The 25,096-nt window shown below is 44.3% G+C and carries 17 protein-coding genes; 6 read left to right on the top strand and 11 right to left on the bottom strand.

Features of this window, described 5'->3' with window-relative positions; all coding sequences use genetic code 11:
* Nucleotides 1–104: 104 nt before the first annotated feature.
* From NAF19_RS16045 to NAF19_RS16035, 3 genes are all read right to left on the bottom strand, one after another.
* Nucleotides 105–2,225 (bottom strand): sensor histidine kinase, encoded by a 2,121-nt coding sequence (locus tag NAF19_RS16045; RefSeq protein WP_252791087.1) that lies wholly within the window; start codon nt 2,223–2,225, stop codon nt 105–107.
* Nucleotides 2,226–2,413: 188 nt separating this feature from the next.
* Nucleotides 2,414–3,745 carry a sensor histidine kinase gene (locus NAF19_RS16040; RefSeq protein WP_252791086.1) on the bottom strand — a complete coding sequence of 444 codons (1,332 nt, stop codon included), beginning with the start codon at nt 3,743–3,745 and terminating at the stop codon, nt 2,414–2,416.
* A gap of 57 nt (nt 3,746–3,802) precedes the next feature.
* Nucleotides 3,803–5,842 carry a sensor histidine kinase gene (locus NAF19_RS16035; RefSeq protein WP_252791085.1) on the bottom strand — a complete coding sequence of 680 codons (2,040 nt, stop codon included), beginning with the start codon at nt 5,840–5,842 and terminating at the stop codon, nt 3,803–3,805.
* A 142-nt stretch (nt 5,843–5,984) separates the two neighbouring features.
* Here NAF19_RS16035 and NAF19_RS16030 point away from each other — a divergent pair, with 142 nt between their 5' ends.
* Both NAF19_RS16030 and NAF19_RS16025 read left to right on the top strand, forming a co-directional pair.
* Nucleotides 5,985–6,563: an HD domain-containing protein gene (locus tag NAF19_RS16030; RefSeq protein ID WP_252791084.1), complete on the top strand. Its 579-nt coding sequence runs from the start codon at nt 5,985–5,987 to the stop codon at nt 6,561–6,563.
* Nucleotides 6,564–6,566: 3 nt separating this feature from the next.
* Entirely contained in the window at nt 6,567–7,436 is an 870-nt protein-coding gene (locus tag NAF19_RS16025; protein ID WP_252791083.1) for a YitT family protein, read from the top strand.
* Nucleotides 7,437–7,792: 356 nt separating this feature from the next.
* Here NAF19_RS16025 and cphA read toward each other — a convergent pair whose 3' ends face one another.
* A complete protein-coding gene (cphA, locus tag NAF19_RS16020) occupies nt 7,793–10,420 on the bottom strand; it encodes a cyanophycin synthetase (RefSeq protein ID WP_252791082.1) in 2,628 nt (875 codons plus the stop codon).
* 265 nt (nt 10,421–10,685) lie between these two features.
* Here cphA and NAF19_RS16015 point away from each other — a divergent pair, with 265 nt between their 5' ends.
* The 3 genes from NAF19_RS16015 to NAF19_RS16005 all read left to right on the top strand — a co-directional run bounded on the left by NAF19_RS16015 (nt 10,686) and on the right by NAF19_RS16005 (nt 14,201).
* Complete coding sequence (locus NAF19_RS16015; RefSeq protein WP_252791081.1) at nt 10,686–11,597, top strand: cyanophycinase; 912 nt, start codon at nt 10,686–10,688, stop codon at nt 11,595–11,597.
* A gap of 164 nt (nt 11,598–11,761) precedes the next feature.
* Nucleotides 11,762–12,604, top strand: coding sequence for an isoaspartyl peptidase/L-asparaginase (locus NAF19_RS16010; protein ID WP_252791080.1), 843 nt, complete (start codon nt 11,762–11,764; stop codon nt 12,602–12,604).
* 124 nt (nt 12,605–12,728) lie between these two features.
* Entirely contained in the window at nt 12,729–14,201 is a 1,473-nt protein-coding gene (locus NAF19_RS16005) for a M28 family peptidase (protein WP_252791079.1), read from the top strand.
* A gap of 197 nt (nt 14,202–14,398) precedes the next feature.
* Here the strand turns inward: NAF19_RS16005 and NAF19_RS16000 are convergent, their stop codons facing one another.
* The gene (locus tag NAF19_RS16000) at nt 14,399–15,310 is read right to left on the bottom strand and encodes a DUF8428 domain-containing protein (RefSeq protein ID WP_252791078.1); all 912 of its coding nucleotides are present in this window, start codon (nt 15,308–15,310) and stop codon (nt 14,399–14,401) included.
* A 312-nt stretch (nt 15,311–15,622) separates the two neighbouring features.
* On the opposite strand from NAF19_RS16000, the gene NAF19_RS15995 reads away from it, so the two are divergent.
* Entirely contained in the window at nt 15,623–17,203 is a 1,581-nt protein-coding gene (locus NAF19_RS15995) for a glycoside hydrolase family 10-like protein (protein ID WP_252791077.1), read from the top strand.
* A 48-nt stretch (nt 17,204–17,251) separates the two neighbouring features.
* Here NAF19_RS15995 and NAF19_RS15990 read toward each other — a convergent pair whose 3' ends face one another.
* The 6 genes from NAF19_RS15990 to NAF19_RS15965 form a co-directional block, all read right to left on the bottom strand.
* Nucleotides 17,252–17,575 (bottom strand): hypothetical protein, encoded by a 324-nt coding sequence (locus tag NAF19_RS15990; protein ID WP_252791076.1) that lies wholly within the window; start codon nt 17,573–17,575, stop codon nt 17,252–17,254.
* Nucleotides 17,576–17,639: 64 nt separating this feature from the next.
* Nucleotides 17,640–18,371, bottom strand: coding sequence for an acyl-CoA desaturase (locus NAF19_RS15985; RefSeq protein WP_252791075.1), 732 nt, complete (start codon nt 18,369–18,371; stop codon nt 17,640–17,642).
* 288 nt (nt 18,372–18,659) lie between these two features.
* Nucleotides 18,660–19,397, bottom strand: a complete 738-nt coding sequence (locus tag NAF19_RS15980) for a hypothetical protein (protein WP_252791074.1) — start codon at nt 19,395–19,397, stop codon at nt 18,660–18,662.
* 45 nt (nt 19,398–19,442) lie between these two features.
* A complete protein-coding gene (locus tag NAF19_RS15975; RefSeq protein ID WP_252791073.1) occupies nt 19,443–21,050 on the bottom strand; it encodes a hypothetical protein in 1,608 nt (535 codons plus the stop codon).
* Between the two features lie 205 nt (nt 21,051–21,255).
* Nucleotides 21,256–21,888 carry a response regulator transcription factor gene (locus NAF19_RS15970; RefSeq protein WP_252791072.1) on the bottom strand — a complete coding sequence of 211 codons (633 nt, stop codon included), beginning with the start codon at nt 21,886–21,888 and terminating at the stop codon, nt 21,256–21,258.
* 57 nt (nt 21,889–21,945) lie between these two features.
* Nucleotides 21,946–24,993 carry a ligand-binding sensor domain-containing protein gene (locus NAF19_RS15965; RefSeq protein WP_252791071.1) on the bottom strand — a complete coding sequence of 1,016 codons (3,048 nt, stop codon included), beginning with the start codon at nt 24,991–24,993 and terminating at the stop codon, nt 21,946–21,948.
* Between the last annotated feature and the right edge of the window lie 103 nt (nt 24,994–25,096).

Genomic DNA, 25,096 nt, shown 5'->3' with positions numbered 1-25,096 from the left:
TGGGTTACTATTTAAAAGGCTATTCGATCATACAACAATATACTCTTTGAGGCGATAAAATCTTAATATGAAGGGGAGAAATCTCACCCTCGTACAATTTAGTTCTAACCTAATGGAAGCGAAATGACAAACTCAGTAAACGCACCTTCTTTTGTATTTACTTCTATTTTACCCCCATGCCCCTTCACCACCATATCATAAGTTAAACTCAAACCTAATCCTGTGCCCTCACCCGTAGGCTTCGTGGTAAAAAAAGGCTGCATAATCTTCTCTTTAATGCCATCCGGAATGCCAATGCCGTTGTCTTTCACTTTGATAATTACCTGCCCGTTTTCTGCGGAAGTGGTGACTGATACTTCCGGCTTATAGTCATTCCCTGCTTTTTTTTGTTTTTGGCTAACCGCGTAAAAGGCGTTATTAAACAAATTAAGTAATACCCGCCCAATATCCTGCTGTACAACGTTTACAACTGGAAGTTCATCGTCAAAATTTGTAACTAATTCGGTATTAAAGGTCTTGTCTTTCGCCCGCAAACCATGATACGACAGTTTTAAAAATTCATCTGCAAGCGTATTTATATTGGTTAGCTGTTTTTCGCCGGTGCTGGTGCGGCTATGCTGTAGCATCCCCTTTACTATAAAATCGGCCCGTTTGCCATGCTGGTTTATTTTCTGTTGATTTTCCTTTATATCGTTTGCTATTGCCTTTACTTCTTCAAAATCGCCTTTATCAATCTCCTCCTGCATTTCATCTATCAGCTCGGTATTTACTTCGCTAAAGTTGTTTACAAAGTTCAGCGGGTTTTGGATCTCGTGGGCAATACCTGCGGTAAGTTCGCCCAGCGAGGCCATCTTTGCAGATTGTACCAACTGATTTTGCGCGGCTTTGAGCTCACTCAACGACTGGCTCAGTTCGGCAGTGCGTTTGGTTACCAACAGTTCCAGCTTTTCATTTTGCCCGGCCAGAAGCTCCTGCTTTTCCGCCTGGTACTTTGTATTTTGGTGCAAAAGTTCCTGAACTTCAACAAACTTTAGTTCAAGCGAGCGATAGGTGATCGCAGTTCTTATTGCCAGGAAAACTGTCATGCCAACTGGCAGACTTATCTGTGAAAACATAAACAGCAGTTCGCCCCAATCACCTGGAATTAAATTTGACAAAACAAGCAACGATAGAAACAAGAAGCTCCCTGCAATTATAAACACCGCTCCGCTTTTTTTAGCTTTTAACGCCCAAATACCAATGCGCAGGCACTCCAGTGCATTAACCAGCGGCGTAACATAAAAAAGCAGGTAATAGGCGTAAGTAGTGTTTATCCAAATAAAAGAAACGCAAATAACGGAAAAAGATAAAATTATTTTAATAACCAGTCGGCCCCGGTAATCAAATAACTCATAAATGGTTAAGGGCAGGAAAACGAAACCAATAAAGCCCAAAAAGGCGATCAAACTAAGCCAAAATATCACCACGGGCGAATGCTGACCAGTGACTGTAAAATTGGTAAGGGTGGCAAAAAGCAATATGAAGGTTATAATGGCATAATAGAGGTGTGCCTTTTGCTTACGATAATACAGATATGAGGCAAGATGCGTAATGGTAAGAATGAAGAACATGCCAATAAGCAGCAAGTTATGATCACTAAATTGCCTGTCTATAGCGGAAACTATCGCATGATTATTTTCGGCGTTTGTTTTGGCATTAATCTCAAGGCTAAAAGTGAGATAAAGGCTGCCAATATCCCTGTATTTTAAAAGGAATTTGCTGGCGACTAACTGAACAGCAACAACATGGCTGCCTGCGGACAGTTTTACCGGTATAGGATAACCAAGTGGGTCATACATTTTTACCGGCTCAACAATGGAACCATAGCTTTTAACGGGCTTACCGTCAACGTAAATTACAGAAGCGACGTTCTGGTAAATTATAAATGCAAAATCCGTTGTCTTTAAACTACTGTCAACCAATAAATGCAGCCTGAGCCAGAAGTGGTCACTTTTACTATCCAGTATTATTTGCTCCAATAACGAATCGCAATTTGCCCACTTATGATCATCAAACCCGGGCTGTGCCCATTGCGGGTTGTCGCCGGGGCTAATTTTCCAACCCTGTGGCAAAATATCCTGTTGGGATAATTTATCCAGCTTAAAAACCTTGTCCGGCACTTGCTGGGCCAAGGCCTTTACCGGCAAAATCAACAACAGTAATAACGCGAGGTATATTTTTTTCATCAGCCTTGTTTTAGCGGTAGTGTAACTGTAAATTCAGAAAATTCACCCTCACTTGCCTCCACGATAATGCTTCCCCATGCCCTTTTACTATTGTATGGTAGCTTAACGATAACCCAAGACCAATATCTATCCAGATGGGCCAACACAATAGCTGAATAATCCTGGTTCAGCCGTTTATTAAATCAATATTATTTCAAAGGCAGCCTGATGGTGAATATGGTGTACTCCCCTTCCTTACTTTCAATATCAAGCTTGCCGCCATGCGCCTTAACCACAATGTCGTAACTTAAACTCAGGCCAAGGCCTGTGCCTTCGCCGGTGGGTTTGGTGGTAAAAAACGGCTGCATTATTTTTTCCTTGATGTCATCGGGGATGCCGGTACCATTATCTTTAACGGTTATCACCAGCATTGGCGCTGCTCCTTTTGCCGGTGGTGGGGCTGAGGTGCTTACTTCAACGGTGGGTTTAAAATCGCCACCTAAGGCTTTGTGCTTTTGCTGCACAGCATAAAAGGCGTTATTAAACAGGTTCAGCAAAACGCGGCCCACATCCTGCGGTACCAGGTTGGCCATCGGTAAGTCAGGCGCCAGGTGGGTTTCCAAATGCGCGTTGAATGATTTGTCTTTCGCCCGCAATCCATGGTACGATAGGCGCAGGTATTCGTCGGCCAGCTTGTTGATGTCGGTTGGTTCTTTGGTGGTGCTGCTGGCGCGGCTGTGCTGCAGCATGCCTTTTACAATGCCGTCTGCACGCTGACCATGGTGACGTATTTTTTCAAGGTTTTGTTTAATATCGGCAGCTATAGCCATAGCTTCATCTTTGTCGCCTTTTTCCAGCTCTTCGGCCATTTCATCAATCAACTCCATACTCACTTCGCTGAAATTATTTACAAAATTCAACGGATTTTGTATCTCGTGAGCAATCCCTGCCGTAAGCTCGCCCAGCGAGGCCATTTTTTCTGATTGAATCAGTTGATCCTGCGTGGCTTTCAGTTCTTCAACAATATCCTGCAGGTTTTCTTTTTGTTTAACAAGCTCGGCAGTGCGGGCATTTACCAATGCTTCCAGTTCTGCCTTGCGTTCTGCCGCTATGCGGAGGGCTTCGTCCTGCTTGTTCGAGGTAGCCCATTTGCCAAAAATCCAAACAAAAGCCGCAAGCGTAGCAAATTGAAAATAATTCTCATGTTTGTCGTGAAAGCTTTCGGCAATAAATAGGGTAAGCCCGTTGATAACGCCAACCGCTACCAACGGATAATTTGCTTGCAAGTATGGTTTTTGTGTAACAAAATCCGGTTCGTTGTCTATATACCATAGCATCCCGAACAGCATCCCGGCGCCCAAAATGTCGGAAAAAGCTTCATAGTTATCGAGCCAAATGGCGTTTGCAACATAAACCACGGGTAAAATCCAGGTGGCTGTTTTAAACATTCCCTGCCATTTGGGGAACAATGACGTGAATTTATAACGCTTTACTAAGCGCCGTACCAGTAAAAAAGCTGCCAGGAAATAGAAAACATTCATGTTGTTATGTAGATATTACGAACTAAAGTTAAATATTAAAAGTTTAACCGGTTACCATTATGCGTTTGTAACTTTATTTAAGGGCAGCCAAACCGCAAACTCGGTGTATTCGCCCACTTCGCTATCAACATCAATTTTACCGCCATGACCTTTAACCATTATATCATAACTTAAACTAAGTCCCAAACCTGTGCCTTCGCCAGTTGGTTTGGTGGTGAAAAAAGGTTGCATTATTTTTTCTTTGATGTCATCAGCTATGCCTGTGCCGTTGTCTTTAACCCGCAAATAAATACCCTGGCTGCCGGACGGCGGCGTAAACAGGCTGGTCGATACTTCAACGGTAGGTTTATAATCATCACCGGCTGTTTTTTGCTTTTGCTGAACGGCATAAAACGCGTTATTAAACAGGTTAAGCAATACCCTGCCAATATCCTGCGGTACAACATTTACCAACGGAAGGTCGGAGTCAAGGTGCATTACCATTTCGGCGTTAAACGATTTGTCTTTAGCCCGCAACCCGTGATAAGCCAACCGCATAAATTCAGATGCCAGGTTATTTATATTGGTGGGCTCTTTGGTACCGCTGCCGGCTTTGCTGTGCTGCAGCATGCCTTTTACAATTCCGTCGGCGCGCAGGCCGTGGTGGCGTATTTTTTCCAGGTTTTGTTTAATGTCGGTAGCAATTGCAATCGCTTCATCTTTGTCGCCTTTACTTAACTCCAGCTCCATTTCACCAACCAGTTCCATGCTCACCTCACTAAAGTTGTTTACAAAATTCAGCGGGTTCTGTATCTCGTGCGCAATTCCAGCGGTGAGCTCGCCCAGTGATGCCATTTTTTCGGACTGGATGAGCTGGTTTTGCGTAGCTTCAAGTTCATTTAATGTTTCTTCTAACTGGTCTTTTTGCTCCTGTAGCAGTTCATTGGCTATTTTTCTTCGCCTGCTGCCGCGCCATAAAATAATCGCCAGCAAAATCAAAAAGGCGGCTACAATCCCAAGGCCATAAAGCTCAAGGTCGGCAACGTATTTTTCCTGTTTCGCTTCAACTTCACGCCGGTTTTGTTCGTCGGCAAACGCCAGCGCCTGGGCACGCTGGGCTTTGTTAAAGTTTTTCAGGCTGTCGCGTATCGTATAATATTCAATGGTGTATTTAAGTGTACTATCGGCGCGGGCAGGAAAGCATTTTGAAAGTAAAAGCGTTGGTGCAAGCAAGGAACCTAAAGATGAACCTTTCGACATCTGATAAACCATTCGCGCATAAAATAATGCCGAGTCGCGCTTATTGTTCTTTAAATAGTAGCGCCCAATATTAATCAAAGCTTCTGTAGTATTTGCAGTGTCGCGCCTTTTTGCGGCAATCATAGCCGCCGCCCGGTAATATCTAAGTTTAGTTTCATCGGGCATAAACCAACTTAAGGTTATCAGCGCACGCGGCACCTCGCTTTTGTAATTATCAACACACCACCTGATAAACGTTAAAGCGGAACTTTTAGCAGGCCCCGGCTGATGGAGTTGCAGATAGTAGCGTGTTAAATTCCCCAAAGCATAAGCAGTGCTCATGGTATCATTGGCAGCCCGCGAAAAACGAAGCGCCTTTTCTATATATGCTTTGCTCAGCGTTAGGTTATTATCTCCATAGCAAATGCTCAGGTTACCATACGCAACGCCAAGGGCCTGTTTATAGCCGGTTTGCTCTGCAAGTTTAAGCGCCGCAAAGCACATTTTAACGCCTGCGTCCTTGTCGCCGTTTTCCGAAATATTGTAGCCAAGCTCTGCGGTAATAACGGCCTCGGTTACCCGGTCGTTATTTTTTTTTGCCCAATTGAGTATTTTATAATGATAGCTTAACCCCTGTACCGAAAAATCAATACCATTATTTATAATTTGATATACAAGCTTTAGCCGTTTGGCAATTGGTTTTGCCGAAGGCAAAAGTCTGAAAAGACTATCCTTATTGGGTGCAACCTTTTTTTTCGTAGTATCGTCCAGCGTAACGCGTACTACGCTGTCGACATTTACGCTGGGCGTATCAATTTTTTGTGCATTTGCCGATACAATGGATAGTGTAAAAAATAAAACCAGGTAAAATATCTTCATTAAATTAAATCTGTCGGTAGTGAGTAAATATACCATCGATGTACATTTTCCATCAAGTAACTAAATAATCGGCTAATAAACAAATATAGGGGTGCAGGGCAAATAAAACATTTAATATATTAGCCGCAAAAACCCTTATTGTATGCAATTGGATGATGCCGGTAACTATATTATTAATAAATTGAATGACGAGCTACCGGAGTATCTGAACTATCACAATTCATCACATACGCTTGACGTATATGAAGCCGTCAAACGCCTTGCCCAAGCCAATGGAATTGCCGGCGACGAAATGACCCTACTATTAACCGCCGCCTATTATCACGACAGCGGTTTTTTGGTTAAGGCAAACGGCCACGAGGTAGAATCATGCCGTATTGCCCGGGAAACATTGCCGAATTTTGGTTACGACACCAACGAAATAGATAAGATTTGCGGAATGATAATGGCAACCCGTTTGCCACAGTCGCCAAAAAATCATCTGGAAGAAATTCTGGCCGATGCTGATTTGGATTACCTTGGCCGCGATGATTTTTCTTTTATTGCCAACCAGTTATTTTTGGAAAATTCCTTTTTCGGAACTGCGGGTGATATGGATGCGTGGAACCGCAAACAGGTAGCTTTTATGGAAAAGCATCAATATTTTACCAAAACCGCCAATAATTTGCGGCAAGCTAAAAAGGATGCTAACTTAGGGCGCATTAAAGCACAGGTAAAATAACAGATGAAGAATTTACAATTGCCATCATGGTTGCAGGACACACTTTATGTTGTTATCGGTATTTTATTTTGCGGCTTTGCACTAAAAAGCTTTTTAGTCCCTAACAGTTTTTTTGATGGCGGGGTAACGGGTATATCGCTGTTGTTGCACGAGCTTTACCACTGGAACATCGCCTATGTTATAGTAATAGCCAATATCCCATTTATTATTATGGGGGCATTCCAGATAAACAAAACCTATGCAATAAAAACAGTTATCGCGATCATCGGCCTTGGGCTTTGTTTGTCGTTTATAAATTATCCGCTGGTAACTTCCGATAAGCTGCTTACGTCAATTTTCGGCGGAGTATTTATGGGGATCGGCGTCGGCCTGGCCATACGTGGTGGCTGCGCGCTGGATGGCATCGAAGTACTGGCGCTGTACACCGGAAAGCGGATTGCATTTACCATCAGCGAAATAATATTGGGCATCAATATCGTTATCTTCCTGATAGCGGCTATAAAACTGGGACTGCCAACATCACTATATTCTATATTAACTTACTATACCGCTTCAAAAACCATCAGTTTTGTTATTGAGGGGCTGGAGGAATATACCGGCGTGACTATCATTTCGGGTCAGAGCGAGCAAATAAAACGCGAACTGGTAATGACCCTTGGCCGTGGCATAACCATCTACAAAGGCGAGCGCGGCTTTTTAAAAGACAGCTTTGACGTTAGCGCCCCGGTTGATATTATCTTCACCGTAGTAACACGCCTCGAAGTTAGGCGCCTGCGCAACGTGGTTTACGAAATTGATGCCAAAGCATTTGTGTTTACCAGCACCATAAAAGAAGCTGCCGGCGGTGTGTTGAAGAAGAGGGCGAGGCATTAACCCAAACCCCACTGTAACTCTATTCCAGTGCTATAGTATAGTTTTGCGTTCCTGTTCACAGTGGAACATAAGGAACAGGGTGGAACAGTGAATAGTGGGCACAGGACAGCAAAAAGCCTTTTTCCGAATCAATAGGGCACTTTTTACTCTATCTGCGACGCTAAAAAATGCAAAAAGTGCTGACAAATTAGTGTCAGCACTTTTTGTAAAAAAATTGTTTATGACGTAGGTGTGCCGGTCGGGGTTTGCTTTAAAACAAGAGCGGGGAAGGCATTAAAATATTTACAAAGTCTTAAAAACTTCGTAAATCTGTCTTCCATTTAACAAATCCAACATCCGAATTCTGAAATCAAAAATTACATATTAAACGTTCCGTTCCTCTCCTGTTCCTGGTAATTCTGCACGGTTTCAATTGCGTTATCAATCACATCGCTTAAAGCCACTATAAAAGTCCCAGGCCTTGCCAAACTCATGGAATGTTTAATCGCGTCAATTTCATTCGGCACAATTTCGTAGGTTTTGTTTTTATCAACGGAGTCAATCCCTTCAATAAGCAGGCCCACAATATTTTCTGCCGTACGGCCGCGCAGGTGTTTTTCCTGCCGGATGATGATATAATCGAACATCTCGGCTGATAACTTGCCCAACTCGCGGATGTCTTCGTCGCGCCTGTCGCCGGTGCCGGCAATGATGCCAATTTTCAGAGGCGAATCGACATGGTCTAAAAACGCTTTGATGCCCCTAAAGCCGGCCGGGTTATGGGCAAAGTCAATCATAAAGCGGAAATCTTTAAAATTAAAGATGTTCATTCTGCCCGGTGTTTGCGCTGCGGATGGGATAAACGTTTCCAGCGATATTTTGATGTCGTCGGTTTTAAAATCGTAAAGGTAGGTGGCCAGTGTAGCAGCCAGCACGTTCTCAATCATAAATGGCACGGTGCCGCCAAACGTTACCGGGATCAGGGTCGTGCGCTGTACGCGTATTTTCCAATCGCCTTTCTGTATGGTGATAAAGCCATTTTCGTAAATGCAGGCTATACCGCCCTTTTTGCAATGCGATTTAATAATGGGATTATTCTCGTGCATGCTAAAGTAAGCCACTTTGCAATGCGCATTTTTGCCCATCCGCACACAGTATTCGTTATCAGCATTCAGCACCGCCCAACCATCTTTTTTAATGGCATCAACTACTACACCTTTTACGCGTGTAAGGTCGTCAAGGGTGTGGATATCGGCTAAACCAAGGTGGTCTTCCTGTATATTGGTAACCACGCCTATATCGCAAAAGCCAAAGCCGAGTCCCGCGCGCAAAATGCCGCCGCGTGCTGTTTCCAGTACCGCAAAATCAACGGTCGGATCTTTTAAAATAAATTCGGCGCTTACCGGGCCGGTGGTATCACCTTTCAGCATCATCGTGTTTTGCACATACACCCCATCGGATGTGGTGAAACCCACCCTATGACCATTGTTTTTAACAATATGGGCTATCAGTCGTGTCGTAGTGGTTTTTCCGTTGGTGCCTGTTATCGAGATGATCGGGATACGTGCCGACTTTCCCGGGGGGTACAGCATATCTATCACATGTCCCGCAACATTGCGTGGCAAGCCTTCGCTTGGCGCGATGTGCATCCGGAAGCCAGGCGCGGCATTCACCTCTAAAACCACGCCCCCATTTTCGGTAAGCGGTTCGGTAAGGTTTTCGGCCATAATATCGATGCCGCAAATATCCAGCCCGATGATTTTGGAGATACGTTCGCAGATAAATATGTTTTGCGGGTGCACATGGTCGGTAACATCAACAGAAGTGCCGCCGGTGCTCAAATTAGCGGTCGACTTTACAAAAACCTTTTCGCCTTTTTTAGGTACAGTTTCTAAAGTATAGCCTTTCTTTTCCAGCAAATCCAGTGTGTCCCGGTCTATCGAGATTAAAGTAAGCACATTTTCGTGCCCGTAACCGCGGCGTGGATCAGTATTTTCTTTGTCGATAAGCTGTTGTATTGTCGATACGCCATCACCTTTAACATGGGCGGGATCGCGCAGGGCGGCAGCCACCATTTTGTTATCAATTACCAATACCCTAAAATCGTACCCGGTTATAAATCGTTCAACAATTACCCGGCGCGATATTTTGGCTGCAAACTCATAAGCGGCAACAGCATCTTCGCTGGTGCGGATATTGATGGATATGCCGCGGCCATGATTGCCATCCAATGGTTTAAATACCAGCGGAAAGCCAACTTTGCGGATAGCTTCGTCCACACCTTCAAGCGATGATATAGTAATCCCTTTGGCAACGGGTATGGCCTGCTCCAAAAGCAAACGCTTGGTTTCGTCTTTATTACTGGCAATATCAACGGCAATGCTGCTGGTTTTCTCCGTCATGGTGGCGCGGAAACGCACCTGGTTTTTTCCGTAGCCCAATTGCACCAGCGATTGGTTGTTCAGCCTAATCCAGGGGATATCCCTCGCTATGGCCTCTTCAACTATCGATCCTGTGCTTGGGCCCAGGCGGGTATTTTCGCGTATTTCGCGCATTTTCTGTATGTCGCGGTCAAGGTCATAATCTTCGCCATTAATAACAGCATCGGCAATGGCCACAGCGCTTTCGGCAGCAAAAATGCCCACCTTTTCTTCCAGGTAGGTAAACACAACATTATAAACACCCCTGGTTTTTGTTTCGCGGGTGCGGCCAAATCCCGTTTCCATCCCTGCGAGTGATTGTATCTCCAACGCAATATGCTCAATTACATGCCCCATCCAGGTGCCTGCAATAACCCGCTGAAAAAAGCCCCCCTCAACACCCGGCGAACAACGGTGCGTGTAAAGGCTTGGCATCAGTTTCTCCAGCCGATCGTAAAAACCCTCAATGGTATTAGTTGGGCGATCTTCCATGTCCTCGAGGTTCAGCCGCATTTGTATTAATTTTTTACGACTAACACTCCAGATGTTCGGGCCGCGCAATACTTGTATATTTTCTATCTTCATAAAGATGATGCTATCAATGTTTGGGGGTAATTTTCTTTTAAAACTAAATAACTTAAGCGTTTAATAAAACTTTTGCCACAAAAAAGGCATTATTATTTACAACAACCTGTGTTTATGGCGGTTTTTATTTTAATTTGTAGTGCGATAGGCGAAGGTTGATTACGTGAGTAAGTTGATTACGTTGAATTGAGTTAATATAGTTAAACTTAATGGACATTGTCAACTGAAGCAATCATTCAGCCTAATCTAACTTAATTAACTAAAAATGACTGTCCCGAAAGGTAAATTAATAATTATTGGCGGCGCCGTTGACATGAACACAAATTTGGGCGCACAGGAGCAATTGATAAAACCAGATCACCTTAAATTTTTTGAACAGGGAATATTGAGGCGGATAATTACCGAATCGGCAAAGCAATCAGGTTCAATTGTTGAGGTTATTACTACTGCATCGCAAATCCCCGACCTTGTGGGCGAGGAATATACCGAGGCCTTTAATTATTTGCTGGCAAACCCGATTGGGGTAATGGATATCCGCAAGCGCGAGGACGCATCAAACCCCGAATACCTGGAACGCATCCGCAAATGCGATGTGGTGATGTTTAGCGGCGGCGACCAGCTGAGATTAAGTTCGATTTTTGGCGGCACGGAATTTTTGCAGATAATGAAGAGCCGTTACGAAAAAGAGCATTTTGTTATAGCAGGCACATCAGCAGGGGCAGCAGCGGCATCAACCAATATGATTTATCGCGGCCAAAGCAACAAGGCGCTGATTAAAGGCGAGGTGCAGATAACCGCCGGACTTGGTTTTATTGATTCTGTTATTATTGATACTCACTTTGTACAGCGCGGCCGCATAGGCAGGCTGTTATATGCGGTAGCCAGTAACCCGGGCATGCTGGGTATCGGCTTGGGCGAAGATGCCGGTTTGTTGATCACCGAAGGCACCATGATGGAAGCCATCGGCTCAGGCCTTACCATTTTGGTTAACGGCCGCAAAATGGCCGAAACCAATATTTATGATGTGGAAATGGGCTCGCCGGTATCCATAAAAAACATGCGGGTAAGCGTAATGTCGATATTTGATAAATACGATTTATTGACCAACCAGTTAATGATAAAGAAAAGCGTGAAAGCCGAAGATACGGTAGCACATGTGCCGGGTATAGGAAGCTAAGAAGAGAGTCAAGAATCAAGAAGTCAAGAGCCAAGAAAAGAACCAAGAGTCAAGAGCCAGAAAAAGAGAAATTTTTAGAGTTGAGAAGAAAAGTCACCACGTGTATCTTTCGTCTTGATTCTTGACTCTTGGTTCTTGATTCTCTACCATAATACATGTTTACCATGAAAATAATAATCCACGGTGGTTTTTTTAGCGAATCGCAAACTAACCAGGAAGTAAAAAAAGCCAAGCAGGATGCGCTTGCCGAAATAGTGAAGCTGGGCCATAAATACCTGCAAAGCCATACCGCCGTCGAAACCGTGGTTTATACAACCTGCCTGCTGGAGAACTGCGAACTGTTTAACGCTGGTACGGGCTCACAAATACAAAGTGATGGTAAGATACGCTTAAGCGCCTCGCTGATGGATGGCAAAACCATGCGTTTTTCGGGAGTGATAAATATCGAAGATGTAAAAAACCCTATCTGCATTGCCGAGAAACTTTTACCTTATGACGACCGCGTATTGAGCGGCAGGGGCGCCCTTAATTTCGCCCGCGAAAACGGCTTTAAATATTACAACCCCGAAACACCGCAGCGCCGTAAAGAATATGAAAAGAAACTAAGCGATTCCATCCGCCTTGGCACTGTGGGCTGTGTGGCGCTCGATGTTTACGGCAACCTGGCGGCCGCCACCTCAACCGGGGGCAAGGGCTTTGAAATACCCGGCCGCGTGAGCGATTCAGCAACTACGGCTGGTAATTATGCCAATGCTTTTGCAGCAATATCGTGTACTGGCGTAGGCGAGGATATTGTCAGCGGTGCAGTCGCATCAAATATAGTAACCCGCGTTACCGATGCCATGCCATTAGCCCTTGCAACCGAAAAAACCCTCAATGAACTCAAGCCTTACGATGGCTTTGCCGGCATCATCGGCATATCTGCCACCGGTGAGATTTACCACGCGGATACGCACCCTTATATGGTATGGGCGTTGTGTGATGATGGTGTGGAGGTTTTCTCGTAGAGACACAATACTTGCGTCTCCCGCTGACAGGTAACCCGCATTTATATTTCTCGATTTTTTATAGAGACGCAAAGTATTGCGTTTCTACTAAAAACCATTCATCCTATTCCCTATCTTTAAACCCATGAAACTTAAACTCACCTTAGCTTTCGTGCTGCTCGGCGGCTTTGCCTTTGCACAGCAAAACGATATGAAAAACATTGCGGCAACCAACCCGCCTGATGTTGCTTTAGCGCCCTTACGTTATTTAGCGTCCGACGAATTGAAAGGCCGCAACATTGAGCGCCCCGAGATAAACACCGCCGCCCAATATATTGCCGACCAATTTAAAGCGGCCGGCGCAAAGCCGGTAGACGGTGCTACCGGTTATTTTCAACTGTTCAGCCTGAGGTTTGTTACGCCCTCTGCAACCGGTACAGTATCTATTGGTTCGATGACTTTTAAAACGACCATCGACGCATTGCAGCCTGAAGCAAAAGATATTAAGCTTGACGCACCTCTTATTTATGCTGATAAAGATATAGCAGCCGGCCTGCCCGCTGCCGATGTAAAAGGCAAAATGGTACTGGTTGATATGGGAAAGGTTAATCAAAGCAACGGCTCGCAATATTTCCGCGGAATGGCGGCACTGCAGAAAACACTTACCGAAAAAGGCGCGGCTGCATTAATTGAACGCTGGAATACCGACGCAACATTTTGGGGCGAAGTATCAGGTTATCTCGGCGGCAGTAAACCAGCCGGCCCGGCAGATGAAAATCAATTGCCAACACTTATTATTAATGCAGCAAAGCTGGAGGATGGCGTAAAAACTGCCGGCGCCAAAGCCAGCATCAATATTTCGGGCACCGGGGTAAAAGACATCGCTCTGAAAAATGTAATGGCTTATATCCCTGGTACCGATGCGCAGCTTAGCAAACAATACCTGCTGTTGTCCTCGCATTATGACCATTTAGGTGTAGCCGCAGTGCCCAGGATGGAAGAAGGCAAATTGGACAGTATTTATAACGGCGCAAGGGATAATGCCTCGGGCACCACGGCAATAATAGCGGCGGCAAGATATTTCGGTAAACATCCGGCTAAACGTTCCGTTTTGTTTATTGCCTACACCGCTGAAGAAGAGGGCCTGCTGGGTAGCATCTACTACGCGGCACACCCGGTTACGCCTTTAAAACAAACGATTTATAATTTAAATATCGATAACGCCAGTTATAACGATACAACCTTAATATCGCTGGTTGGCATTGGCCGCACCAGCGCCGATCCGCTTATTGTTAAAGCTTGCCAGGCTTACGGGCTGCATGTTGGCGGCGACCCAACCGGTGGCCAGCTTTTTTCGGGCAGCGATAATTACCCGCTTGCCGGCAAAGGCATACCAGCCCCAACATTTAGCCTCGGCATGAAAACATTCGATGCGACCATTACCAACCGCTACCACCAGCTAAGCGACGAAGCCGGCAACATGGACATGAACTATATGATGAAATTCATCGGCTCCTACATCCTTGCCGCCAAATACATTGCTGATGACCCCATACAGCCGCAATGGACAGCGAAGGATGTGTATGAAGGGGCGTGGAAAACGTTGTATGGGAAGTGATTTGTAGACGCGATGCATCGCGTCTCCCGCAGGACAATCCATCAGAAGGGTTTGTGACCTGCATGGTTTGAGGCGCGAAGCATCGCGTCTCTGCGACGGTCAAAATATATATACACAAAAAAGCGCCTTTGCTAAATCAGCAACGGCGCTTTTTTCTTTTATCTTTCGGGCTTTACTGACTTTTCGGTCTTTCGGACTTACTTCAAATCAAAGCTTGTCTTACCCATGGTATATCCATCAGCATACATTAACACGGTGTATGAGCCTTTTTGGAAAGCAACCGGGCTTACCCAGTCAATGGTAAATCCGCTGCCATCATCTTTAAACTCAATTGATGTTTTATAGGTGTATTGCAAGTCCTGGCCATCGGCATTAAAAGTGCCCGCATCGGCGCCGGTTATCAGGTTGCCGGTCGGGTCAATTACGCGCACATAAACGTCGTGCATGTTTTTCTCAGCCACGGCGTTGCTGGCTATAGTAAAGTTTATTTTAATTTTCTTGGCAACGCTCGATCGTTTGGTGTCGACCTCTTTGCCGCTGCCCCTTATTTTGTAGGCAACAACATCCACAGTGGCCACTTTAAGGGCCGATGCTACTTTAACTTTTGTGCCTAAATCCTTGTTTTGTTTGGTAAGGTCACTGTCTTTTTTTGCAGCAGTAGCTAAATTGGTTTTTAGCGTATCCCTTTCTACAGCCAGTGTTGCATTTTGTTTTTTAAGCTCTTCAATTTGGGCTGTATAGCTGGTTACAAAATACCTTAGTTGTTTTACGTCTTCCTGTGCTTTAGCTAGTTCGGCAACAGTCATTTTGCCTTTTGCCAGTTCGGCCCTTAACACCTTTATCTTGGACTTTAGCGAATCATTTTTGGCCATCAGCGTTGACGACATGCGGGTTTTACCTGCATTTACCTGCTCAATTTGGGCCTCGAGGCTGTCGAGCTCGGTTTGCAGCCTGCTTTTTTCGTCGTTTTGGTAAACTATTTTAGTGTCCGATTTGTTTTTTTGCATGTACAAGTACACATCCGTAGCAAGCAAAGCCAATACAACCACTATCAGGAAGTAAATGACATTTGAATTTTTCTTTGGTTGCTGGCTTGTTTGGTTTTCCATAGCAGTTAGATTTTTTAAGTGTTCAATAATAATTAAAGTAAGCCGGTTTTATAATAATAAATGTTACAACTTATTTGTTTTGGCGCTTCAGCATTAATTCCCGGTATAATTATTGATTCTATCCCATTAAAATTTTGTAAATGTGTGAAAAATATAACGCAAATTTTGCCCTAAATGTTACAACACGTGTTTTACGGCTTGTTAAAAGTAAATACAATATGATTAAAACACAAAATACGGGCAATTATTATAAATATACTAAAACGGCTTGGCATTGAGTTTATATCTTTGCAGCTTTTAATAATTTGTTTGATGCGCATCTACCGGCTATTGATTTTCTTTTTGTTAATATTCACTGTTTGTTTAAAGGCACGCGCCCAGCCGGTACAAAATGTCGATTCTATAGTAAACGCAAAAAACGCGGATAACGACACTACCCCGCCAAAACGCGAGTTTAGGGGCGTTTGGATAGCCACCGTTGAAAACATTGACTGGCCAAGCAAACCGGGCCTGCCCGTTAGCGAACAGAAGCAGGAGATGATTGACAGGCTGAATGCCCACCAGCGCCAGGGCATAAATGAAATAATGTTCCAGATACGGCCCGCAGCCGATGCTTTTTACGCAAAAAGCCGCGAACCCTGGTCTAAATGGCTAACCGGCAAACAAGGTAAAGCCCCCGACCCTGCTTACGACCCACTTGAATTTGCTATAAATGAAGCCCATAAACGTGGGATGGAGTTACACGCCTGGTTTAACCCCTACCGGGCTACAAACGATGGCAAATTTTCGCTACTCGCCCCTTCGCACATCACACGGATAAAACCGGAATGGTTTTTTACTTACGGCGGCATTAAGCTGTTTAACCCCGGGATACCAGAGGTACGCGACTATATTGTTAAGGTATTTTTAGATGTGGTAGATAACTACGACATAGATGGCGTACACCTGGATGATTATTTTTACCCATACCAGATTGATGGCCAACACATTGACGACGCGCAGGCATTTGCCACTTATGGCGCTGGTTACCAGGACATAAAGGATTGGAGACGGCACAATGTAGATACGCTGATTGAAATGCTAAGCGACAGCATCCAGTCCCATAAACCGCGCGTAAAATTTGGCATTAGCCCCTTTGGTATTTGGGCGAACGCCCGTCAAAATCCCGATGGTTCGGCAACACATGGTGGTTCATCATATTACGAATTGTTCGCCGACTCGCGCAAATGGGTTAAAGAGGGCTGGGTCGACTATATTAATCCCCAGCTATACTGGCCGATGGACGACCGTAACGCAGCGTTTAACACGCTGCTCGACTGGTGGAGCAATAACACCTACGGCAGGCACTTATACATCGGGATGGCGGCGTACCGAATAAATGAGCGGAAAGTAAACAAGTTCAAAAACCCGGGCCAAATGCCTGATCAAATACGATACCTGCGCAAAAACCCCAGGGTGCAGGGCAGCGTTTATTTTAGTTCAAAATCATTGATAAACAACCCGCTTGGTATTGCCGATTCGTTAAGACAAAATTATTATAAATACCCGGCGCTGCCACCGGTTATGCTTTGGCTGGATTCTGTAGCACCAAAACCTCCGGTAAACTTCAATGCAACGCAAACACCACGGGGTGTTGAACTAAAATGGACCACACCTGAACTTGCACAGGACAAAGAACCGGTGTATGGTTATGTGGTTTACAAATTCGACGGCAATGAAAAGGTGAATTTAAACGACCCCAGGCATATCCTTCATATTCAATATAACAGCAATACTTATTTTATTGATAACGATGTGAAACGTGGCAAAACATATTTGTACGTAGTAACGGCGTTGGACAGGCTGAAGAACGAAAGTGAACCATCGCCAACCGTCGCAGCGGTTTTGAAATAGGGATTGACAGTTCTGAAGCTGGTTGCATGTTTGCTAAATCCCCCGCAACTACCTGCGTTCCCGCTTCGGGTTATACGCAATTACGTAGTTAAGGTGATCTTTTACAACAGTTTTTACGTCGAGGTTTTGTTCAATTGTATTTAATGGCTGGTGCAGCCTCGATTTGATGGTATAGTATACCGGCAAGGCTATTTCGGCAAAAATCTTTGCAGTAACCGCAGGATAATAATCTCTTTGAATTTTTGTTTTTTGGGCCTCGGTACCAAGTACCAGTTCCCAGTTATCATCGGCTTTGAAGCCATTTTCCAGCGCCGTATTTGTTAAATCGAACAAATACATCCTGGTTTCTTTTTCTATGGTTGGGTTTTTCATGTTATTTAATTGAGTTAATACCGGCCGGCTTGTAAAAAGGCCGGTAAGCAGTTGTGGTACTAAATTAATAAGCTTTGCGTAGCTTGATTATCCGCATCCAGTGCATCAGTTTCATAACCGGGTAAACCGGGTCAATTTCAAACCATCGTTTGCCAAAATTGGCGCTGTTGGGGTGTTTGTGGTGATTGTTCTGGAACAATTCGCCAAGCATCAGGAAATCAAACGGCGTGGTATTTTTTGATTTATCTTTATTATCAAAATTTGTGTAGCCATATTTATGTCCGCACCAGTTGACGATAACGCCATGGATAGGGCCCATCATAAAATGAATTGGCAGCAAAAGGAACATCCACCAGTGTGTAGCAAACGCAATATAAAAGCAAGTGTAAGCCACGCTAAAAAGCAGCCTCGAAAGCAATGATGAACCAATCCTGTCTATAAATGGCCATTCCGGGTAATTCCCGGCAAACCTGGCTTCAATATCTTTTGTTCTTTTTAAATGATCACCAAAAGTTAGTATGGTGGCTTTCATCATTTGAAAAATATCGGTAAAAAAATGCGGCGAATGCGGGTCTTTCGCGGTATCGCTATAAGCATGGTGCTCACGATGCATGGTGGCATAAGCCCGGGGGTTTAAAAACGAGGCCCCCTCAAAAAAATAGGCCATTAAATAAAATACCCGCTCCCAGCCCTTGCTTGTAGTAAACATGCGGTGTGAAGCATAACGATGCTGGAAAAAGGTTTGAAAAAACAACGACAAGAACCAGTGCGCGATAAAAAAGACAAGGATAATCATGCTAAACAGCTAAATATAAATGACGCACCTTTTCATCATCATTTTGATGAAGACACGGCCTATTGATCGGGAAAAGACAGAGGATAATGGATATTCTTTGAATTCTGCGAAGAGTATGCTATGGAGTGTTGCCCTTATATAACGACTGAAGGGCTATTTTGTTACGGGAGGCAGCAGTTTATTTAAAGCACGCGGTTACTTTCGGATTTAAAAACAAAAAAGCCCCGGATGTTAGTCCGAAGCTATTGCACGTGTAGTCCTCCCTAATGAACCTACATGCAAAGTTGATTAAAAAGTTCGTTTGCCGGTAACCGTAACCGTTGAGCCGTTTCCGTCAACAAAAGTTGCGGCCAGTACGTCGCCGGTAAGCTTGGCTAGTACTTTGCCGCCGTCAGCATCAACCAGTTCACTGTTCGCATTTATTGAACCGTGAAAAGAGTTGCTTTCTGACGAGCCTGTTTTGCGCGACGCTCCACCAAACAGTTTCAAGCTGCGCGATAACAGCAAATTAAATGTCCCTGTTTCCGGCTTTGTGGTGCTGTACGTTCCTTCAAAACACTCAATCAGCGCGTTTGACGTTTCTTTTGCAAGTGTAAACGTCGCGCTGGCATGGCCGGGAATATTAAACGCGGTAACGGTTGGATTTTGCCCGCCCGCCCCTACCGAAAAGGTAATACTTACCGGCTGACCGCTCCATGTCCCGGTAAATGCCGACACATAAGTATCACCGTTTTGCGTGGTTACGGATGCTGTTAGCGTGGCTGTAACCCCGTCTATCGCCAACGTGGCGGTTAAGGTTGTGCCGCTATTTGCCAGGTCGAACTTAATGGTACCGCTTGAGCCTATTATTATTCCTTTATAAATGCCTTTGTTACTGGCATCATTCGCGGCAACGGCATCGGGCGTGGCTTTGCAGGTAGTACAGGTATAGGCCGGTTTTTTGTTACTGTCCTTACTTTTGGAGCAGCTGAACGTTCCCGCGACAATCAGCGCCAGGGCAACAAAGTAGTAATGCACATTTTTCATTTTTATAGATTTTTGAGGGTTAAGATTTATATTATTTTTTACCGCCTACTGAAAAACATATTTGTTAACCCACAGCTTTTTGTAGTCTTCATCGCTGCCAACAAATACCAGGCTGTTCTCCTGCTTGTTCGATATAGGCTCAAAGTTTTTAGTCATATAAAACTTCTCCTTGCCCAGCACGGTAAAGCTGCCAACATTCGCATTTTGAACATCAAGTTTTGCAATTCGCGGAAAAAAGCGTGGGTAAAAGGTCGAGCGGCCATTAAGGGCATCAAGAAAATCGGCATAGCCTTTAAAGCCTTTAACCTCGAGTACAACCCAATAAAGTGATGAGCCATCTTTTGAGGGAATGAATGATTGCGATACCGGGAATATCTCGCTTTTCTTATCAGTATTCATTTTTTCGACACCGTATTGGGCTTTTAGCTGCCCGGCTTTATCGAAATGGAAGCACACAATATCCTCATAAGTTTTTACGGGATTACCCATGCCAAGGCTGGTTTTGCCATTAAGCTGCCCTGCTATTAAAAACTCGCCGTTAGGTGTAATTAAAAATTGCTGTACATTGAATTTTTTGCCCTTGTATGGGTCAGCCCCCTTATCTGTGGGAGATGTCCGGAATTTCGATTTAAACTCGCTGACCGGGGCGGTTGATGCAAAATCAAGATTGCCGTCAGTAAATTTCAGCAGGTGAAAGCTTTCCATCTTTTCATTAGCTTTTCTCTCCCAGTTACCATCGGTTTTATTGCGGGCATCGGTGTAGCAAGGGTTTGATATTGATGCTGTGTACTCTTCGAACACTGCATCATATGCTTCTTTTGATTTGGTAGATGTGGCGCAGAAAAATACTGACCCATCCTTCTCGGCCATATCAACAATCAGCATGTTGTTCGATGGACTCTTAAACGCTACCTTATTTTTCACCTCGCCGCCGGGTGAATACCGTAAATAAGTATAAGCAGACAAATCAGGCTCCCCCTTTCTAGGAGCAAACACCAATACGATATCACCATCATTCAGTTGTGCTGAGTATACCAGCGACTGCGATCCACTGACATCAACCGGCTTAGAGGTAATTTCCAAATCGGAATTAATCCCCATTATTAAAAAATCGGTGCCGTGTTTGTTAACCTTGCTATCCACGCCGGCCAGCACAAACAGGGTTTGGTCGCTGTTGGTAAATGCGGCGTATCCGTAATATTTGCCGTTCTCGTTTTTGGGTTTGATGGTCTCGGTCGATATGGTTTTTTTGGTTACATATCGTTGTTTTTTGTAATCCCATGCCTGTAGTTCGGTGTACTTGCTAAACTTCAGCTTCATGCTCAAAATCTCGAACGAACTGCAGCCGCCAACACTGGCATAAAAACCGCTAACTGTTCTGTCGGGTTTGTCCTCCTGGGTTTGTTTAGGCTCTGATATTTCCTCGTTCTTTAAAAATTTGATACTATTATCAAAAGTGTAGTTTTCGTAAAATATTTCGTTTGCTTTTTTGTCGCCGGGAATTTTGTAGGTGATGGTGTAGGTCCCGTCGGCGTTTGCTGCTTTGTACAAAAAGCCTTTGGCGGCTTTTTTCGAAAGGTCCTGGATGGTTTCCTGGGCGTGCGTGCCGGCGGCCAGCAGCAGTACAGCCGATAGTAGTAATACTCTTTTCATATACATTAGGGTTTGGGAGTAAAGCTATCCTGCCCCTGCTGTATAAAAAATATGAGATAAGTAGTAATTGGGGAAGAGAGTCAAGAGACAAGAACCAAGAGTCAAGATAAAAATAAGTGGCGGCTAACGATTGTACTCGCTGATACTCAAATAATATCTCGCGTGTTTCTTGGCTCTTGACTCTTGGTTCTTGGTTCTTAGCACACTATCTATACCCCGTTTTCCGCAATGCTTCCTTCTTATTGCGCACGTGTAGTTTTTCGTAGGTGTTGCGGATATGGGTGCGCACGGTATCTATCGATATAAAAAGCTTGTCGGCTATTTCCTGGTAGCTGAATCCTTTGCTTAACCAAAGCAGCACCTCGTTCTCGCGGCTGCTTAAAACATCCTTGGCATCAACATAAGGCGTTTGCTGCTGAAAGGCCATTACCACCTTGCGTGCAATCTGGCTGCTCATAGGGCTACCGCCCTTGCGCAGCTCAATTAACGATTCGATAAGCTTAGTGGCCGGCATATTTTTAAGTACATAGCCGGTGGCACCGGCCTGCAACGCTTTAAACACACGGTCGGCATCATCATAAACGCTTAGTACCATCAATTGCACGTCGGGGCGGTAAGGTTTTAGCCAGGCAATAAGCTCTATGCCCGATTTTCCGGGAAGCTGAATGTCGGTAAGCACCAATTCTATATCATCGCCCAGACCGCATTCAAAATAGTTTATAGCTTCCTCGGCACTTACAAAAGACGCGCGCAAATTGAACTCGCCCGACCCTGCCAGCAAGGCCGACAGGTAGTTGCGGATTTTTTCGTCGTCTTCTATAATTACAATAGGCGTCATAAGTTGTGAAAATAACCTTTTATTACCGGTTTATAAATGTGAAAAAAGTAGTAGGCTTTACCCGGCAGTAAACGTGTAAATTACCGTAACTCCCTGTTTATCACTTAGCCATTTTACATCACCGCCAATATCTTCCATCCTTTTTAGCATATTTTTCAAGCCGTTGCAAGTTACCTTTGCTGCCTTTTCAGGCAGACCTCCGCCGTTGTCTTTTACAGTGAATTCAATTTTGCCACCGTTAACCCTGCAGCCTAGTTCTGCGCTGGTTGCATTTGCGTGCTTCATCACATTATTTAATGCTTCCTTGGTAACCAGGTACAGGTTGCGGCGTTGCTCATTGGTAAGTTTTATGTACGGCACCTCATCAGGAAAGTCAATTTGCAGCTTAAGCGCAAATGGTTGAAAGTGCTGCTGCATTTGTTCGCGGGTGTAGGCAAGCAGGCTCTCCAGCGTATCGTTTTGCGGGTTAAGCGCCCAAATAATTTCATTTATGCTCTCCAGCAAGCGCCTGGCCGCTGCTGATATGCTGTTTACATCCGTTTTGATAGATAGCTCGGCCTCCTGGTGTGTTTGTATCAATTCACTTAACAGGGCAATGTGCGTTAGCCCGCTGCCTATTTCATCGTGCATATCGCGGCTTATCCGGTTGCGTTCCGCATCTATCGCTTGTATTTTTTCGAGCTCAACCAGCCGCCGCTTTATTTTCACCTGCGACAACATATAGGTAATATACACGATGATACCCAGCACCAGCACCACTCCGGCAACATAAAACCAGGCGCGCTGCCAATAAGGCGCCGTTATATGTATAAATACCTTTTCCTCATCACTCCAAACACCATAGGTATTGGCTGCCTTTAATTTAAAAACATAATTACCGGGCAGCAAATGTGAGTACCGTACCGATTTACCGTAGGTAATTACCGGTTTACTGTCCCAGTTCTGCAAAATATATTGAACCTTATTAGCCTCTGGCCGTGTATAATCAAGGGCCGCAAACTGTATGTTAAAATCGTTTTTACTATAGGGCACGGTAATTTCCTGGTTTTTAAAATGGGGGCTGGTTTTCAGGAATGCCTCGCCATTAATTTCGATACGCGTTATCGCGGCGCCAGGCTTCAATAAGTTTTTTAAGCTATTTACAGGCTTAAACCAGTTAAAGCCTTTTATCCCGCCAAAATAAAAAGTGCCCGTTTTGCTTTTGTAAAATGACTGTGTGTTAAACTCATTACTTTGCAGGCCATCCAGAAATGAATAGTTTTCAAAGGTATTATCAGTCCGATTGAAAAAACTCAACCCCTTGTTGGTGCTAATCCAAAGATTATGATTTTCATCTTCCAGCGAGCCGTATACATAAGTGTTTGGCAGCTTGCTTTTTTCGCCCCAAATCTGGTATTTGTTGGTGGCAGTGTTGAAATGTATTAAGCCCATCCCGCTACCGATCCAAAGCCAGCCGGCATCTTTTTCATCATGCCTGACACTCCGCAAGTCAATCCCGGGTAGCAGCGTTTCAAAAGGCCTATACATTTCGCCATCGGGTTTTGCGTGAAACAGCCCAATACTTGATATGGCCGCGTAAATACTTTTATCAGGCATTTCAACCACATCTATAATATTGCTCTGCAAATACGGGTACTTGTCAAGATACCTTGCCGTGAAATTGCCTTGCCCATCCTTGTGTAATCTTACTAAACCTAAAAGTGTAGCTGCCAAAATATCTCCGTCATGCAGTTGTATCAGTTTAAAAATAAAAACATTAAGCTTTGGGAATATTTTAGGCTGATGTATAATAGGTATGGTTCTAAAAGTTTGCTTTTTCATATCGAACAAGCTGATGCCTCCGCTGCTGCCCACCCACATGTTGCCATCTTTATCCTTTAAAAAACTGCTTACAATATTACCGGGCAAAGTGGTATCATCTCCGTCTTTATGCTGAAAGTTTTTTAGGGCACCTGTAAGCTGGTTATAAATGTTAAGACCGCTGTTGTGCGTGCCAAACCAAATATTGCCTGCATCGTCCTCAAAAAAGCATTTGGTAAAATAGTCCTTCAATATGGGGTAATCACCTTCAGACAACGGGAACAAATTAAACTTGGGCTCCTTTAAATCAAGCCGCGAAACCCCGCCACCGTCAATTCCTATCCACAGGTTATCGCCCCTATCAATATACAAACATGTTGATATATCAAATGGCAACGATTTCAGCTTCGAGTTATCGTGGTGGTAGTTATAAAACTGCCCGGTTTTTTCATTATAATAAAACAGGCCGTTGCCCCTTGATGTAAACCATTCCCGACCGTACTTGTCCCTGGTATTTTGAACTGAATAAAAAGGCGCAGGCTTTCCATCTATCGTTTTAAAAATGGTTGTATCGCGCCCGGTTTTTAAATCACGAAAAATTATGCGGTCATCAAAAGCTAAGATGTGGCGGTTTTTCTCAAAGAACACACTTTGTGGCGGATATTTTTGAAGCCGATAGGCATAGCGATGTGTTTTACGGTTAAAAAAAATATAAGGGTCGTTTTTGCCAACCAGCCGCACCCAAACATTCCCTTCATCATCGGCACTGTTTTGAGCAAATGACACCTGCGAAAAGTCTATTTTATAAGGAAGCGGGTACAGTTTTAGTTTATAGGTATGGGTGTCGAATTCAAAAACACCTTTAATTATATTTAATATGATAAGATTGTCGTGCTCATCCATAAACTGGCAAATGAAATTACTATTGCCAAAATCGTTCTTGCCGAAGGCCTTCACCCTGTCAACATTCTCGGTAAATACATTCCACTTAAAAATGCCGCTCTCGTTACTGTACCAAATGTTGCCTTGTTTGTCTTCAAAAAAACTGCCGCGGATAAAATTATTCACTGCATCGGTATCGCTTTTTGCCTGGTACCTAAAAGTGTGCAGTGAACTGCCATCGTAGCGGCAAAGGCCATCGGGCGTGCCAAACCACATAAAGCCTTTCTTATCCTGGCGAATCCCGTAAACCGAGCTATGAGGCAGGCCATCATTACTGCTAAGCGTTTCGAAACGGGGAATAGTACGCTGCGACCAGCCAGACTGACTGATCAACATGCAGATGAGTGCGAGTTTAAAACGCATTACTTTACAAGGATTATCATGCGTACCTGAATAGTTTAAATTAAAAGGTTGCTGCCGTGAGGGTTACGCCAACAAATTAGCTTACTTGCTAAAGGTAACAGAA

This window comes from Mucilaginibacter flavidus (genome assembly GCF_024055575.1).
Classification (GTDB): Bacteria; Bacteroidota; Bacteroidia; order Sphingobacteriales; family Sphingobacteriaceae; genus Mucilaginibacter; species Mucilaginibacter flavidus.
This window is presented reverse-complemented; position numbering and strand designations above follow the sequence as displayed.